Origin of the sequence: Mesorhizobium sp. M0496, from assembly GCF_040321205.1 — a bacterium.
Lineage (GTDB): Bacteria > Pseudomonadota > Alphaproteobacteria > Rhizobiales > Rhizobiaceae > Mesorhizobium.
In genome coordinates, this window is sequence record NZ_JAMYRC010000002.1 from 312,891 (window position 1) to 326,944 (window position 14,054).

A 14,054-nucleotide genomic window follows, 5' to 3' on the forward strand; every position below is an offset into this window, starting at 1 on the left:
CAGGCTTGGTCAATCGGTCCTGAGCGGCGGCCGGCCTGTTCGACCGTCGCGGGCGGGGTTCTTTTCAAGCGCCACCTGCCCAAAGCCATCGTCCCACTTGTTTGCAGGCAGGGCAAGAAAAATAGAAATCCGGCGCTCTGCCGCGGACACGCGCCGACCGGACGCTGGAGTTGGCAGCCGGAAGCTGTTGCACGTTGGCTGATATCGGCCGAAACTGGAATGGGCGGCCTATCGCCCTCCGTTTCAAGGACCACCGACCATGAAGATCATTGCCTGCGGCAGCGTGCCGACCATCATAGCGCCAGAAAAATACTTCACCGGCCGGGTGCTGCAGACGCCGATCATCGAGAAAGAGGCGCCGGCGCAGCTGCGGGCCACGCTGGTCAGCTTCGAGCCGGGCGCGCGCACCCACTGGCACACGCATCCGCTTGGCCAGACGCTTTACATTACCGTGGGCGCCGGGCTTGCCCAGACATGGGGCAAACCGGTCCAGGAGATCAGGGCCGGAGACGTTATTTCCTTTGCGCCTGGCGAAAAGCACTGGCACGGCGCGGCGTCGAAATCGACGATGACGCATATCGCCATGCAGGAGGCGATCGACGGTGTCCATGTCGACTGGCTGGAAGCGGTGACGTCGGCGCAATATGGCGGCTGAGTGCCTATGCCGGCGGGTTCCACGCCGCGATGCTGACGGCGGCGATTGCCGCGTTTCTCACCATCGCTGCTGGTCGCCGTCCGAGGCGCGCTCGGCCAAAGAGGCGAAGCAAGAGGGCTGAGACGCATTGCAAACAAGAAAACCCGGCTTGAGCCTAGTTCGTAGCGAAATGTGGAATATTTATCGTTGCAAGGTCGGGCGGACAACTCTGACTTTTGTGCCTATAATAGAGTAAAATAAGCAACAAAACTGGCGATACTTGTCAAAAATATTGCAATCAACGCATATTCGGTGATTCGCCAGAGGCGGTTCTCTGGGCGAAGGGATCCGCCAAATCCACGACTTAAAATCTCTAGGAATTCCAGCATCAATACGCCTCCCGCCAGCTAGAATGCCGCCTCGCACAGTATCCTGTTCGCCTTAACTTCCTCCTGCCAACCCGCAACCACTCTGCCGTAAGGTCTGATTAGAGCGTTGCCATTTTCACGGTCAACTCTGTAATCAGGTCAGCGATGCCGTAAAGCGCTGGATACGCGTGCAGGCTTCTTCCAGCAGCGTCTCCGAGGTGGCGTAGGAGATGCGGAAGTTGGGCCCGAGGCCAAAGGCCGAGCCGAACACCACGGCGACACCCTCGGTCTCGAGCAGTTCCGAGCAGAAGGTCTCGTCGGTGTCGATCAGCTTACCGGCTTTGGTCTTCTTGCCGATCAGCTGGGCGCAGGAGGGATAGACATAGAAAGCGCCTTCCGGCGACGGACACGTGATGCCGCGCGCCTGGTTGAGCATCGAGACGACGAGGTCGCGCCGCCCTTGAAAGATCGCCTTGTTCCTGGCGATGAAGTCCTGCGGGCCGTTGAGCGCCTCGACGGAGGCCCATTGCGCGATGGTGCAGGCACCTGATGTCTGCTGGCCCTGGATCATGTCCATTGCCTTGATCAGTTGGACGGGACCGGCCGCATAGCCGATGCGCCAGCCGGTCATGGCATAGGCTTTCGACACGCCGTTCATGGTCAGCGTGCGCTCGTAGAGCTTCGGCTCGACCTCGGCGATGGTCTTGAAGACGAAATCGCCATAGGTCAGGTGCTCGTACATGTCATCGGTCAGCGTCCAGACATGCGGATGCTTCAACAGCACATCGGCCAGCGCCCTGAGTTCGGCCTCGGTGTAGGCGGCGCCCGACGGGTTCGACGGCGAGTTCATCAGCAGCCATTTGGTCTTCGGCGTGATCGCCTTTTCCAGCACAGCAGCGGTCAGCTTGAAGCCGTTGTCGATGGAGGTCTCGGCAAACACGGAGGTGCCGCCGCAGATCGCCACCATCTCGGGATAGCTGACCCAGTAGGGGCGCGGAATGACGACCTCGTCGCCCGGATTCAGCGTCGCCATGAAGGCGTTGAACAGGATCTGCTTGCCGCCGGTGCCGACGATGGTCTGCTCAGGCTTGTAGTCGAGATTGTTCTCACGCTTGAACTTTTTCGCGATCGCCTCGCGCAACGGCACGATACCCGAAACCGGCGGATACTTGGTCTCGCCACGGCGGATCGCCTCGATCGCCGCGTTCTTGATGTTGTCGGGTGTGTCGAAATCCGGCTCGCCGGCGCCGAGGCCGATAATGTCACGGCCGGCATTTTTCAGCTCACGCGCTTTCTGTGTCACCGCGATGGTGGCGGAAGGCTTTACGCGGGAAAGGGTGTCGGCAAGAAAGGCCATGACCTTGAACGTCTCCATGGAAGATCGGTGCGACCAGAAGCGGCCGCGGCGCTTCTCATGTCGCATGATTTCGCGCAGTGCAAGCATTGTCGGCTGATCCAGCCGTCAAGGAGCTGTGATCGGGACCCCGTGATCGGCAACAATAAATTCATTAACGAGCGGTAGAGGCTTGAGTGGCAGGATCGCAGACCAATTCCGCAAGGTCGCGGAGCGAGGAACCGTGTCGCGCAGCATCGGGCTTGCCCACATCATCCGTCAGGACGACGGCACCTCCACCGGTGTCTGGGGCATCTATACGCTGCAGAGCGCCTTCCAGCCGATCTTCGCCTTCAACGAAGGCAAGCTGTCAGTGGTCGCGTTCGAGGGACTGATCCGGCCGTTCCGTGACGGCGAGCCGCAATCGCCGATGAATTTCTTCTCGACCTGCCCAGCCGCCGACCGTCTGCATATCGAGGCGCTGACCAGGACGCTGCATCTTCTGAACGCCGGCGCCTGCCTGCCGCAGGAGGCGTCGATCTTCGTCAATTTCGACCCGTCGGTGTTCACCGAACGCACCGTTGCCGACGGTGCCTTGCGCGAAATGCGGCTGGTGCTGCATGAGGCCGGCATCGATCCGCGCCGGATCGTCTGCGAAGTGACCGAGCAGCGATCGGCATCGCAGGAAACCCTGCACAATTTCGTCGCGGCACTGAGGGCCAACGGCTTTCGCATCGCGGTCGATGATTATGGCGCCGACGATTCCGACATCAACCGTATCAAGGAACTGAAGCCGGATATCGTCAAGTTCGATGCCTACTGGATCACGCAGCTGATGGAATCAGGCGCCGGCTTCGCGCTTTTGACCACCATGGTGAAAAGCTTCGAGGAGCAAGGCATCCGCACGGTGTTCGAAGGCATCGAGGAGAGCTGGCAATTGGAGCTTGCCGAGAAATCGGGAGCGTCGATGGTCCAGGGTTTCGTGCTGGCGCGGCCCGAACTGGCGCCAACCAGTTTTCGCGTCTTCGACAAGACCAGGCAGGCACCCGTCGCCGCTGCCGCAGACACGGCTGCCCCTGCCGTGGCAACCCCCTCGGCGCAGCCGGTGAAGGCCTTCGGGCGCCGGGTGGCGCCATGAGGCTTGAGCGGCGGCGCAATGTCGGCGATGCGATCCAGGTCGATGAAATCGGTATCGCATACGGCATCCATGGCGAGTTCCGGCTGCGCAGCGCCTATCAGCCGATTTTCGCGCCGCGCGGCCGGTTCCTTCATGCTGTCGCGGTCGAAGCCCTGATCGAGCCGCACCGTGCCGGCCGCCCCGGTGCGCCACGGGTTTTCTTCGACAGCATTGCCGCCCCGGACCGGCTGTTTGTCGAGACCATGTGCCGGGCGCTGCACCTCATGAATTTTCGCAACATCGGCGTCGACGGACTCGACCTGTTCTTCAACTACAATCCGCTGATCAACGACCATCCCGGGCGGGCGCTGGCCGAGATCCGGCTGATGACCAGACGCCTCGGCGATTTCGGCCTGGCACCGGGCATGCTGGTCTGCGAAATCACCGAGCAGGCGGCCGATGACGCGCTTCTCGCCCGGCTGGTGCGCGAAATGCGGCATGATGGCATCCGCATCGCCATCGACGATTTCGGCACCGGGCACTCGACCGAGGAGCGGGTGAGCCTGCTCAGGCCCGATATCGTCAAGATCGACGGCGCCTGGTTCGCCGAGTTCTGCCGCCACGCCGCCGCCGAACGGTTCTTCCGCCCGCTGGTTTCCAGCCTGCATGATCGCGGCGCCAAGGTGCTGGTCGAAGGCATCGAGCAGCCCACCCATCTGCGCGTCGCGCTCGAAGGCGGCGTTGACCTGCTGCAGGGTTTTCTCCTCGCCCGTCCCGCGCTCGCCGGCACCATATTTGAGGAAAAGCCGTTGGTCATCGATACACTGCTGGGTACCGGTGGCAATGTCGTTTCGCTGTTCGGCTAGGGCGCCGGTATTCACACATCAGCGGCGCCGATCGTCGTACCAAAACAAATCATTGGTTGAGGACGCCGCCGCTGCGATAATCGCGGCAGCAGAGACAGCGCTCCGGGGAACAGCCATGATACTTTACGGCATGATCGACAGCGGCAATTGCTACAAGCCGCGCCTGCTGATGGCCAAGCTTGGCCTTGCCTTCACCAATGTCGAGGTGAGTTCGCACACCGGCGATACGCGCAAAGCCGATTTTGTCGCCAAGAACCCGAACGCCATGGTGCCATTGCTCGAGCTCGACGATGGCCGGCGGCTGGCCGAGTCTAACGCCATCCTGCTCTATCTCGCCGAAGGCACGCGATTCCTGCCGGCGGGCAGATACGAGCGGGGGCTCGCCTATCAATGGCTGTTCTTCGAACAGTACAGCCACGAGCCTTACATCGCCGTGCGCAAGGCGCTGCTGACTTTCCCTGAAAGAGCCGCGGATGCGACGCCGGAGCGGCTTGCGGTGACGCTGGAGCGCGGCAACAAGGCGCTCGGCGTGATGAACAGGCATTTGGAAAACAATGCCTTCTTCGCCGGCGGCGCGCTCAGCGTCGCCGACATCGCGCTCTATGCCTATACGCATACGGCGGAGCAGGGCGGCTTCCAGCTCGACGCCTATCCGGCGGTGGCCGCCTGGCTTGGCCGAGTGGAGGCTGATCCGGGGCACGTGCCGATCGAGTGGCTGCCTTAGTTTTGTCCTCACGCCGTCGGGGCTTCGCGGCTGCTCCGGACGGGGCGCGCCAACAGGCGCGACGCCCGGTCGGACTTGCGGCCTTCGGCCGAGGCGTGAATGGCTGCCTGAGTGAGATGATTGGCTATTTCAGGAGACGGTCGTAATCGGCATGGACGCCGATCCAGAACCAGATCACGTCATCATTGGTGCGGATGGCAACAGCCGGTAATTGTCGTCAACTCGCGCCGACCAATAGCGTCCGACCTGTTTGAAATGCGGTGATGGATGAAAGGGATCAGAACGCAGTCTGGCAAAACGCCTGTCAGCCTTTGCCCTGATGGGCAATGGCAGTTTTTCATAAGCCTCCCAGAACGATGGGGAGGCGACGTGATTCACAGAGGGCGCGTCCGGCCAGCGCGATGATCCGCCAGTGCCTGTTCGGCGAGCTTGTCCAATCGGCCCGCCTTCGCGTCGGCTTCGATCTGCCGGTCCCACATGTCCGCCCGAAGCGCCTCGAACCAAGTGGCAAACGCCTTCAGTTCCTCGGCGCTCAGTTCGGCGACGGATTTTTCGATTTGCTCGAGCTTGGTCATGGCGAATAGTACCACTAAATGGGTCAAAAGTACCACAAGTGGGACTATAGGTTCTGGCCGTGGCGTTTAAACCCCAGACAGCAAAAAAGGCGGGATAAATCCCGCCTTCCCATGCTTGGTAGCCTGATCGGGAGCGTCCGGTCCGGGCTGGCAGCTATCTGCTGATCCAGCTTGTCGGGTCTTCCACTCCAGCGCGCTTCTCGCGCGACTGTCAGTACATCCGTGACTTGCCGCGCGCCCCGGGCTCTCGCCCGGCGCGCGCTATCGCAAAATCAGGCTGCCTTGCTCAGAGATCCAGCGGACGACTTGCCAGTGCGGCGGTCCTGCTCGATCTCGAAGTTGATCTTCTGGCCTTCGACCAGGGTCGACAGTCCAGCACGCTCGACAGCGGAGATGTGGACGAAAACGTCCGCGCCGCCCGCGTCAGGCTGAATGAAACCGAAGCCCTTGGTGGCGTTGAACCACTTGACCGTTCCTGTTGCCATTTTAGATAGTCCTTCAACATTTGCTTTAGTTTGACCGGACCGAGGTCCAGCCGGTGTGCATCGAGATTTTGGAGATAGACGTCAGCAAACGCGAAGATCGCGAGGCCCGGATCGATCGGCCGAAATATCAATGGGAGGCATATAGGCTGGTTTCGCATAAAATACAAGACTGCGTGAGAAAGCCGTGATTGAGGTGCTGCCCAACGGCTGCCCCAATCTGCTGAAAACGTTGCGGCAGATCGCGCTGTCCTCGAGCGGCGGATCAGGGGAGAGGACCATGAAAACCATTCTGCTTGCCGCCTGCCTGACGCTGGTGGCCGCCGAAGCGCAGGCGATCTCGCGCTACGACCCGACCAGCATGGGCTGCGGCAAGGTTCAGGCGACGATCGCCCGGCAGGGCGCCGTCATCCTGCGCTACCAGTCGACGCGGGTGCCGGGATTGCCGCTTTACGACCGCTATGTGCAGAGCCAGCAATTCTGCACGATGGGCGAGGTGAGGACGCGCGCCTACGTGCCGAGTGCCGACACCAGGTCCTGCCCGGTCTACAACTGCAAGCGCCCGGACAATGACCGGCATTTCCGCCGGCGGTTCTTCCACAACAACTAGACACTTGTCCGCGTCAGAACCCGAACGAAACCTGCGCCGGTGGCGGCGGGCCGACACGCACGCCTTCCATGGCCAGCATCTTCTCCTTGGTGACCGAACCGCCCGGCGCCGAGAAGCCCCCGATCTTGCCGCCGGCGGCAAGGATGCGATGACAAGGGATGACCAGCGGCACCGGATTGGCGCCGAGGGCGGCCCCGGTTCCGCGGGCGAGCCCGGCATGGCCGGCGGTTTTGGCCAACTCGCCATAGGTGGTGGTTTCGCCGAAGCTGAGCCTTCGCGCTGCGTCGTAAATCGCGAGGCGGAAATCGTCGACCCCATCGAGATCGACCGGTACGCCGGAGAAATCGACGTCCTCGCCCGCCGCGTAGGCCTTGATCGCTGCGATCAGCTCGACCACCCAGGGCGGCTGGGCCGTGGAGGCGGAAACGCCGCCATGGCGCAGCAGGCGCCGCTCCACCGCTTCGCGGCTGCGTTCGGGCAGGCAGAGCCGGATCAGGCCCTTTTCGCTCCAGGCAATGCCCATGAAACCGATCACTGTTTCTAACACTGCGTGGCCGGCCGTGATCGAAGACGTGGTGTCCATGCTGCGTTCCTTTCCGCAAAGTGGCGAAAACCGGGATTCGTCCCAGTACATATCCAGAACAATATGGCATCAGAGGGCAAGTCTCGCCACCCGAAAACCACCTGATGGCCCCGATTGCCGCTCATGAATCGCTGGTGTAAGGGATTTCTTAACAACCCGACAAATCGGACCCGAGCGCGGCTTGCCAGCAAAACTCAACCTTATCGCGATCGGCGTGATCCTGGCCGCCGCCGGCATCAGCGGCTGCACGTCGACCTCGCAGATGAAGTCCGCACCTGCTCTTACTGAAACCGCAACCGTCGCCGGCACTGATGCCGGCTTCACCGTGCCGTTGCCGGAGACGGTTTCGGTGCTGCCTGAATCCTCCGGTATCGCACCCGTTCAGACGTCCGAGCTGCCGCTCGACCCCGCCGCACAACCGGCGGCGGTGACCGCCGCCTTTGCCGGTTCGACGCCGACGGCACCAGCCGTGCCTGCCGTAATGACCGCCAATGCCTGGCAGGCGCCTGCGCCGGCAAATGCGGGTGAGCCGGTCAAGCCGGCCGAGGCCTATACGACCGCGGGGCTCGTGATGCCGGCGACCGCCAAGGGCGACCGGATGCCCGGCGTCCAGCAGGTCGCCTATGTCGTGCCGCAGAACCCGGCCACTTTGGTGCAGGGTCCCATCGGGCCGACGGAAGAACGCTCGACGGGCGTGCGTGGCGATGTCGAGCGGCTGATCGAGAAATATGCCGCCCTCTATCAGGTGCCGGTGGATTTGGTGCGCCATGTCGTCAACCGTGAGAGCACCTTCAACCCGAAAGCCTACAACAATGGCCATTGGGGGCTGATGCAGATCAAGCACGCGACGGCGCGCGGCATGGGCTATGACGGACCGGCCAAGGGCCTGTTCGACGCCGAGACCAATCTGAAATACGCGGTCAAATATCTGCGCGGCGCTTGGCTGGTGGCCGGCGGCAACGCCAAGAAGGCCGACTGGCTCTACCAGACCGGCTACTATTTCGATGCCAAGCGCAAGGGCTTGCTCGAGGCAACCGGCCTTGGTGTCGACCGCCAGCGCCGCCGCCTGCAGCCCGACGCCTGAGCGCGATGCCTGAACCGCGTCCGCCGGCTTTGAACGGCTGCGCAAGATCCTCGACGAGACGCTGGTTCCGCCGCATGGCTGAAACCGTTCCAGCCGCGTGATTTGGGAACCCAAAGCGCCGCTCCGCATTCATTGCAAGGTGGGGTCTGACAAGCTGCCGGCGCGTGGGAGGATTTTCCGTCGCCGGCTGCGGAGGGACATCCACCATCATGAAGCTTTTTCACGCATTCCTGACGCTCGGCGTCGCCGCCATGCTGGTTGGCACGCCGGCGCGGGCCGTCGAGCTGTCAATCGTGTCGGGCGATACTGGCGATGGCATCAAGGTGCTGCGCGAGATCCTCGACCGTTACGAGAAAGACAGCGGCAACAAAGTCGGCATCGTCGTCATGCCGACGTCCGGGACCGACCAGTTCGGCCAATACCGGCTTTGGCTCGCTGCTGGAAACAGCGACATCGACGTCTATCAGACGGACGTGATCTGGGCGCCGCAGCTCGCCAGCCAGCTCGTCGATCTGACTGCCACGACCAAGGATGTCGTCGGCGCCCATTTCCCCTCGATCATCCGGTCGCAGACGGTCAATGGCAAGCTTGTCGCCTTGCCGATCTTCACCGATGCGCCGGCGCTCTACTACCGCAAGGATCTCCTCGACAAATACGGCGCCAAGGTGCCGGCGACCTGGAAGGAACTGGCAGACACCGCCAAGCTGGTCATGGACAAGGAGCGTGCGGCGGGCAATCGGGATATCTGGGGCTTCGTCTTCCAGGGCAATGCCTATGAGGGGCTGACCTGCAACGCGCTCGAATGGGTGATGTCGAATGGCGGCGGCCAGATCATCGAGCCGGACGGCTCCATCTCCATCAACAACCCGAAAGCGGCGGCGGTGCTCGATATGGTCAAGGGCTGGGTCGGGACCATCGCACCGCCCGGCGTGCTTGCCTACCAGGAAGAGGAATCGCGCGGCGTGTGGCAGACCGGCAACGCGGTGTTCATGCGCAACTGGCCCTATGCCTACGCGCTCGGCAACGGCGAAGGCTCGCCGATCAAGGGCAAATTCGACGTGGCGCCGCTGCCGGCCGGCACGGGCGAAGGCGCCCGACCGGTCGCGACCCTGGGCGGCTGGAACCTCGCCGTCTCCAAATATTCGAAGCATCCTGATGCCGCGATCGAGCTGGTCAAGTTCATCGCCTCGCCCGCGATGCAGAAATACCGCACGCTGAAGACGTCCAACCTGCCGACAATCCAGGCGCTGTATGACGATGCCGACATCGCCAGGCAACAGCCGATTGTTCCGCGCTGGAAGCAGATCTTTCTCAACGCGGTGCCGCGCCCCTCGGCCGCGACCAGGATCAAATACAACGAGGCGTCGAGCCAGTTCTGGAACGCCGTTCACAACACGCTCTCGCGCGACGGCACTGCCGCCGACAATCTGGCCGACCTCGAAGCGATGCTGACCAAGATGAAGGGCGGAGGCTGGTGACGCGACGGTGCTGGGGCATCCGCCCGGCGGAACCGCAACGAGCGGGTGCGAGATGACAAGAATGGTACCTGAAACAGCCAGGGCTGCGCACTCGCCGCTGAAGGCACAGCGCGTTCGCTCGGCGTGGCTTTTCCTGGCGCCAATGCTTCTGGTGCTCGCCGCGGCGGCCGGCTGGCCGCTTGCCCGCACAATCTATTTCAGCTTCACCGACGCCTCGCTGGCCGACCTCGACGCGCGCCAATGGGTCGGCTTTGCCAATTATTTCTCGGCGTTCAGCATGCCGAGCGGGCGGGTCCTCTACGATGGTCTGCTCGTCGATCCGGTCTGGTGGCGTGCCGTCTGGAACACGATGCGCTTCGCGGTGGTCTCCGTGACCTGCGAGACGATCCTCGGCACGATCGTTGCGCTGGTTCTCAATGCCAAATTCCCGGGCCGCGGCATCGTCAGGGCGGCGATCCTGATCCCCTGGGCCATCCCGACGATCGTCTCGGCGAAGATGTGGCAGTGGATGCTAAACGACCAGTTCGGCATCATCAATGTGGTGCTGCTCAACCTCGGCCTGATCAGCGGCAAGATCGCCTGGACGGCCAACGCCGACACAGCGATGGCGGCGATCCTCATCGTCGATATCTGGAAGGCGACACCATTCATGACGCTGCTCATCCTGGCCGCGCTGCAGATGCTGCCGAGAGAGATCATCGAGGTCGCCAGGCTCGACGGTGCCAACCCCTGGCAGATCTTCTGGCGGGTGACCTTGCCGCTCATCCGCCCGGCGGTGATGGTGGCGGTGATCTTCCGCGCGCTCGACGCGCTGCGCATCTTCGACCTGATCTATGTGCTGACGCCCAACAATGTGCACACCAAGTCGATGTCGGTGTTCGCCCGCGAGAACCTGTTCGAGTTCGACAAGTTCGCCTATGGCTCCGCCGCCTCGACCTTGCTCTTCCTGATCCTCGCTTTGCTCACCATCGTCACCATCCGGGTTGGCCGGATCAGCCTGGACGGAGGCCGCTGACATGTGGATCCTGAAGCGCACGGCCTTTTATCTGCTGGTCGGCGGAATCGTCTTCGTCGCGGTGTTCCCGTTCTACTACGCCATCGTCACCAGCCTGAAATCGGGAACCGATCTGTTCCGCGCCGATCTCTGGCCGACGACGGTCAGTCTTGCCAACTACCGGAATGTGCTGACCGAGGGCAGCTTCGTGCGCAACCTCATAAACTCGCTGTTCGTCTCGGGCGCGGTCGTCGCGCTGTCGCTGTTGCTCGGCGTCACATCAGCCTATGCGCTGGCACGCATCCGCTTTCGCGGCCGCTCGGCCCTGCTGTTCACCATCCTGTCGGTGTCGATGTTCCCGCAGGTGGCGCTGCTGGCCGGGCTGTTCGAACTGGTCCGCATGTTCGGCCTCTACAATTCGCTGTTTGCGCTGATCTTCTCCTATATGATCTTCACCTTGCCCTTCACGGTCTGGGTGCTCACCACCTTCGTCCGCGACCTGCCGGTCGAGGTCGAGGAGGCGGCGATCCTCGACGGCGCGACGCCGTGGATCATCATCACGCAGGTGTTCCTGCCGCTGATGTGGCCGGCGCTGGCGACCACCGGGCTGCTGGCCTTCATCGGCGCGTGGAACGAGTTCCTGTTTGCCTTGACCTTCACCTCCAACAACGCACAGCGGACGGTGCCGGTGGCGATCGCGCTGCTCTCCGGCAACTCGCAGTTCGAGATCCCCTGGGGCAACATCATGGCCGCATCGGTGATCGTTACCGTGCCGCTGGTGGTGCTGGTCCTGATCTTCCAGCGCAAGATCGTCTCCGGCCTCACCGCCGGTGGCGTCAAGGGGTGAGGCGGCTGTCATCCTGCGGCGTGTTTTGCCGAGCCGCCCTGAGAATCCTGTAGGTACGAGAATCCGGCAAGCATGAGAATCCGGCAAGTAAAGGAAATGTCCACCAAGGCGACAGACTGGGTCTTGCCGCCAACAGATCGGGCGTTAAGCTTCGATCTTGCAGTCCCATGGGCGCGGGATCAACTGAAACCGGAGAAACATGATGCGGCTGTTGCTTTCCAGAACCGGCCTCACCACCCTGATCCTTGCCATTCCGCTCTATGCCGGCACGGCAAGGGCCGATGACTGCGCCAATGCGCAGGACCAGGCGACCATGAACGAGTGTGCGGGCAAAGCGTTCAACGCGGCCGACGCGAAGCTCAACGATGCCTACAGGCAGATCGAGGGCCGGCTGAAGGGCGAGGCGGCGTCGAAGAAGCTGCTGGTCGATGCGCAGCGCGCCTGGGTCGCTTTCCGTGACGCCGAATGCAATTTCCAGGGTGGCCCGCGCGATGAAGCGGGCAGCATGTATCCGATGGTCGTCGCCTCGTGCCAGGCGTTTCTCACCAACAACAGGCTGAAGGACCTGCAAGGCTACCTCAATTGCACGGATGCCGATACGGACTGCCCGGTGCCGGCAGCCCAATAGGGTTCGTCGCCACTCCGGGAAGGCATGCTGCTTCGTCGCCGCGCTCCGTGCAAAAATGTCGGAACCGATCGTCGCCAGACGTCCTTGGGTCGTAGAGCAACCGCGCCGGGACGCCGGCGCGACGACCAAGGAGACGATCATGATCACCTTCCCCAACGAATCCGCCAGATACCGCACCGCGCGCGAAAAGCTGCTGCAGAAGGAAATCGTGCTGCGCCGCGCCATGGAGGACGTGGCCGAGGCACGGCGGGCACTGCCGCCGGGCGGGCTGATCCGCCAGGACTATGAGTTCGACGGGCTGGATGCCGAAGGCAAGTCCGCCAAGGTGAAACTGTCGGAGCTGTTCGCGCCCGGCAAGGACAGCCTGATCCTCTACAACATGATGTTTCCGCGTCACCCGCAGGAGAAGCGCGATGTAGCCGCGAGCGGCGGCACGGCGAAGCTTGCGCGACAGGACCAGCCATGCCCGTCCTGTACGGCGCTGCTCGACCAGGTCGACGGCGCGGTCGGCCATCTCCAGGCCGCCGGCTTCAATTTCGTCGTGGTGGGCAAGACCGCGCTCGAAAACCTGGTCACGCTCGGCCGCGACCGGGGCTGGCGCAACATGCGGCTGGTGTCTTCGGCTTCCAACAGCTTCAAGCGCGACTACAATGCCGAGGATGCCGACGGCGCGCAGATCCCGCTGCTGTCGGTGTTTCATCGCGATGCGGATGGTATCCGGCATTTCTGGTCGTCCGAGCTCGGCTTCGCGCCGCCGGAGCCGGGCCAGGACCCGCGCGCCATCGGCACCTGCGAGATCCTGTGGAACCTGATGGATTTCACGCCGGAAGGCCGGCCGAACTGGCACGAGCAGCTGCAATATGGCGAGGCTTGCTGCCATTGAGGTGCCATCGTTTGGGGAGAAAAAAGGTCCGCGCAACTTCGTCGCTTTTACCGCGTTGGATTGTCCGAGGGATAGTTCAAACCCGGAGACATGCCATGAAGCCCCTTCTTGTCCTTACCGCGGCGGCATTGCTGGGCGGCGCGCCCGCCTTTGCCCAATCGACGACGGTCGCGCCGCTTGTCGCCACGACCAAGGTCGACACTTCGACCTTCATCAAAATGGTGCCAAGCGCCAATGAGTTCGAGATCCAGTCCAGCAAGCTCGCCGAGCAACAGGCGACCGACGCCGATGTCAAGGCGTTCGCCAAGCAGATGGTAACCGATCACACCAAGGCCGGCGAGGATTTCAAGGCGGCTCTCAGCCAGGGCCAGACAACCTCGGCCACCGCACCTTCCGGTCCGGCATTGCAGCCCAAGGAGCAGAAGATGCTCGATGAGCTCAAGAGCACCAGCAGCGGTCAGTTCCAGGCGAAATACATCGAGATGCAGACCAACGCCCACAAGGAAGCCGTCGCGCTGTTCAGCGCCTATGCAAAATCGGGCGACGACCCGGCGATGAAGGAATTCGCCAAGAAGACGCTGCCGACGCTGAAGATGCACGAAAAGCACGTGAAGGAGCTGGCGGTCGCGCACCAGGGTTGAAGGCGGTCCCAGGTCGGCGCCTTACGGCGCCCCCTCTGTCCTGCCGGACATCTCCCCCTCAGGTGCAGGGCTGTCCGGGGAAAGTTTTGAGTGAATCGAAATGCCGCATGTGCATGCCCCGTAAAACGGGGTTTGTCCGTCTTCTCTCTGGTTGTCGAGACTCAGAAAAGGAACGGGGCATGCGCTTTGCACCTAGCATCTTCGGGC

The 14,054-nt window shown here is 62.6% G+C and carries 17 protein-coding genes and 1 pseudogene; 12 read left to right on the forward strand and 6 right to left on the reverse strand.

Annotated features, from left to right (window positions below):
* Positions 1 to 259: 259 nt before the first annotated feature.
* Complete coding sequence (locus NKI73_RS04750; protein ID WP_352627691.1) at positions 260 to 655, forward strand: (R)-mandelonitrile lyase; 396 nt, start codon at positions 260 to 262, stop codon at positions 653 to 655.
* Between the two features lie 221 nt (positions 656 to 876).
* Here NKI73_RS04750 and NKI73_RS04755 read toward each other — a convergent pair whose 3' ends face one another.
* Entirely contained in the window at positions 877 to 1,023 is a 147-nt protein-coding gene (locus NKI73_RS04755; protein ID WP_352627692.1) for a hypothetical protein, read from the reverse strand.
* Positions 1,024 to 1,156: 133 nt separating this feature from the next.
* A complete protein-coding gene (locus NKI73_RS04760) occupies positions 1,157 to 2,359 on the reverse strand; it encodes a pyridoxal phosphate-dependent aminotransferase (protein ID WP_352627721.1) in 1,203 nt (400 codons plus the stop codon).
* 220 nt (positions 2,360 to 2,579) lie between these two features.
* On the opposite strand from NKI73_RS04760, the gene NKI73_RS04765 reads away from it, so the two are divergent.
* The 3 genes from NKI73_RS04765 (at position 2,580) to NKI73_RS04775 (ending at position 5,042) form a co-directional block, all read left to right on the forward strand.
* Entirely contained in the window at positions 2,580 to 3,473 is an 894-nt protein-coding gene (locus NKI73_RS04765) for an EAL domain-containing protein (RefSeq protein WP_352627693.1), read from the forward strand.
* Positions 3,470 to 4,318, forward strand: a complete 849-nt coding sequence (locus NKI73_RS04770) for an EAL domain-containing protein (protein ID WP_352627694.1) — start codon at positions 3,470 to 3,472, stop codon at positions 4,316 to 4,318. Before NKI73_RS04765 ends, NKI73_RS04770 begins: the two co-directional genes overlap by 4 nt.
* Positions 4,319 to 4,433: 115 nt before the next feature.
* Positions 4,434 to 5,042 carry a glutathione S-transferase family protein gene (locus tag NKI73_RS04775; RefSeq protein ID WP_352627695.1) on the forward strand — a complete coding sequence of 203 codons (609 nt, stop codon included), beginning with the start codon at positions 4,434 to 4,436 and terminating at the stop codon, positions 5,040 to 5,042.
* A gap of 124 nt (positions 5,043 to 5,166) precedes the next feature.
* Here NKI73_RS04775 and NKI73_RS04780 read toward each other — a convergent pair.
* From NKI73_RS04780 to NKI73_RS04790, 3 genes and pseudogenes are all read right to left on the reverse strand, one after another.
* Positions 5,167 to 5,420: pseudogene (locus NKI73_RS04780) on the reverse strand (hypothetical protein).
* On the reverse strand, positions 5,417 to 5,617 hold the full coding sequence (locus NKI73_RS04785; RefSeq protein ID WP_352627696.1) for a hypothetical protein: 201 nt from the start codon (positions 5,615 to 5,617) through the stop codon (positions 5,417 to 5,419). The pseudogene NKI73_RS04780 and the gene NKI73_RS04785 overlap by 4 nt, the downstream one beginning before the upstream one ends.
* A gap of 272 nt (positions 5,618 to 5,889) precedes the next feature.
* Positions 5,890 to 6,102 (reverse strand): cold-shock protein, encoded by a 213-nt coding sequence (locus tag NKI73_RS04790; RefSeq protein ID WP_010910991.1) that lies wholly within the window; start codon positions 6,100 to 6,102, stop codon positions 5,890 to 5,892.
* Between the two features lie 277 nt (positions 6,103 to 6,379).
* Here NKI73_RS04790 and NKI73_RS04795 point away from each other — a divergent pair, with 277 nt between their 5' ends.
* Positions 6,380 to 6,709, forward strand: coding sequence for a hypothetical protein (locus NKI73_RS04795; protein WP_352627697.1), 330 nt, complete (start codon positions 6,380 to 6,382; stop codon positions 6,707 to 6,709).
* A 13-nt stretch (positions 6,710 to 6,722) separates the two neighbouring features.
* Here NKI73_RS04795 and NKI73_RS04800 read toward each other — a convergent pair whose 3' ends face one another.
* Complete coding sequence (locus NKI73_RS04800; protein WP_352627698.1) at positions 6,723 to 7,292, reverse strand: methylated-DNA--[protein]-cysteine S-methyltransferase; 570 nt, start codon at positions 7,290 to 7,292, stop codon at positions 6,723 to 6,725.
* 181 nt (positions 7,293 to 7,473) lie between these two features.
* Here NKI73_RS04800 and NKI73_RS04805 point away from each other — a divergent pair, with 181 nt between their 5' ends.
* The 7 genes from NKI73_RS04805 to NKI73_RS04835 all read left to right on the forward strand — a co-directional run bounded on the left by NKI73_RS04805 (position 7,474) and on the right by NKI73_RS04835 (position 13,847).
* A complete protein-coding gene (locus NKI73_RS04805) occupies positions 7,474 to 8,376 on the forward strand; it encodes a transglycosylase SLT domain-containing protein (protein ID WP_352627699.1) in 903 nt (300 codons plus the stop codon).
* Positions 8,377 to 8,585: 209 nt separating this feature from the next.
* Positions 8,586 to 9,854 (forward strand): ABC transporter substrate-binding protein, encoded by a 1,269-nt coding sequence (locus NKI73_RS04810; RefSeq protein WP_352627700.1) that lies wholly within the window; start codon positions 8,586 to 8,588, stop codon positions 9,852 to 9,854.
* Between the two features lie 52 nt (positions 9,855 to 9,906).
* Positions 9,907 to 10,869 carry a carbohydrate ABC transporter permease gene (locus NKI73_RS04815; protein WP_352627701.1) on the forward strand — a complete coding sequence of 321 codons (963 nt, stop codon included), beginning with the start codon at positions 9,907 to 9,909 and terminating at the stop codon, positions 10,867 to 10,869.
* A gap of 1 nt (position 10,870) precedes the next feature.
* Positions 10,871 to 11,695 carry a carbohydrate ABC transporter permease gene (locus NKI73_RS04820; protein WP_352627702.1) on the forward strand — a complete coding sequence of 275 codons (825 nt, stop codon included), beginning with the start codon at positions 10,871 to 10,873 and terminating at the stop codon, positions 11,693 to 11,695.
* 202 nt (positions 11,696 to 11,897) lie between these two features.
* The gene (locus NKI73_RS04825) at positions 11,898 to 12,323 is read left to right on the forward strand and encodes a lysozyme inhibitor LprI family protein (RefSeq protein ID WP_352627703.1); all 426 of its coding nucleotides are present in this window, start codon (positions 11,898 to 11,900) and stop codon (positions 12,321 to 12,323) included.
* 139 nt (positions 12,324 to 12,462) lie between these two features.
* On the forward strand, positions 12,463 to 13,206 hold the full coding sequence (locus NKI73_RS04830) for a DUF899 family protein (protein WP_352627704.1): 744 nt from the start codon (positions 12,463 to 12,465) through the stop codon (positions 13,204 to 13,206).
* A 95-nt stretch (positions 13,207 to 13,301) separates the two neighbouring features.
* The gene (locus tag NKI73_RS04835) at positions 13,302 to 13,847 is read left to right on the forward strand and encodes a DUF4142 domain-containing protein (protein ID WP_352627705.1); all 546 of its coding nucleotides are present in this window, start codon (positions 13,302 to 13,304) and stop codon (positions 13,845 to 13,847) included.
* The last annotated feature ends 207 nt before the right edge of the window (positions 13,848 to 14,054 follow it).

What these genes read in the sequence shown, in the direction of transcription:
- NKI73_RS04750 (WP_352627691.1), top strand. Translation starts at nt 260, where the DNA reads ATGAAGATCATTGCCTGCGGCAGCGTGCCGACCATCATAGCGCCAGAA.
- NKI73_RS04755 (WP_352627692.1), bottom strand. Translation starts at nt 1,023, where the DNA reads ATGCTGGAATTCCTAGAGATTTTAAGTCGTGGATTTGGCGGATCCCTT.
- NKI73_RS04760 (WP_352627721.1), bottom strand. Translation starts at nt 2,359, where the DNA reads ATGGCCTTTCTTGCCGACACCCTTTCCCGCGTAAAGCCTTCCGCCACC.
- NKI73_RS04770 (WP_352627694.1), top strand. Translation starts at nt 3,470, where the DNA reads ATGAGGCTTGAGCGGCGGCGCAATGTCGGCGATGCGATCCAGGTCGAT.
- NKI73_RS04775 (WP_352627695.1), top strand. Translation starts at nt 4,434, where the DNA reads ATGATACTTTACGGCATGATCGACAGCGGCAATTGCTACAAGCCGCGC.
- NKI73_RS04785 (WP_352627696.1), bottom strand. Translation starts at nt 5,617, where the DNA reads ATGACCAAGCTCGAGCAAATCGAAAAATCCGTCGCCGAACTGAGCGCC.
- NKI73_RS04790 (WP_010910991.1), bottom strand. Translation starts at nt 6,102, where the DNA reads ATGGCAACAGGAACGGTCAAGTGGTTCAACGCCACCAAGGGCTTCGGT.
- NKI73_RS04795 (WP_352627697.1), top strand. Translation starts at nt 6,380, where the DNA reads ATGAAAACCATTCTGCTTGCCGCCTGCCTGACGCTGGTGGCCGCCGAA.
- NKI73_RS04800 (WP_352627698.1), bottom strand. Translation starts at nt 7,292, where the DNA reads ATGGACACCACGTCTTCGATCACGGCCGGCCACGCAGTGTTAGAAACA.
- NKI73_RS04810 (WP_352627700.1), top strand. Translation starts at nt 8,586, where the DNA reads ATGAAGCTTTTTCACGCATTCCTGACGCTCGGCGTCGCCGCCATGCTG.
- NKI73_RS04815 (WP_352627701.1), top strand. Translation starts at nt 9,907, where the DNA reads ATGACAAGAATGGTACCTGAAACAGCCAGGGCTGCGCACTCGCCGCTG.
- NKI73_RS04820 (WP_352627702.1), top strand. Translation starts at nt 10,871, where the DNA reads ATGTGGATCCTGAAGCGCACGGCCTTTTATCTGCTGGTCGGCGGAATC.
- NKI73_RS04825 (WP_352627703.1), top strand. Translation starts at nt 11,898, where the DNA reads ATGCGGCTGTTGCTTTCCAGAACCGGCCTCACCACCCTGATCCTTGCC.
- NKI73_RS04830 (WP_352627704.1), top strand. Translation starts at nt 12,463, where the DNA reads ATGATCACCTTCCCCAACGAATCCGCCAGATACCGCACCGCGCGCGAA.
- NKI73_RS04835 (WP_352627705.1), top strand. Translation starts at nt 13,302, where the DNA reads ATGAAGCCCCTTCTTGTCCTTACCGCGGCGGCATTGCTGGGCGGCGCG.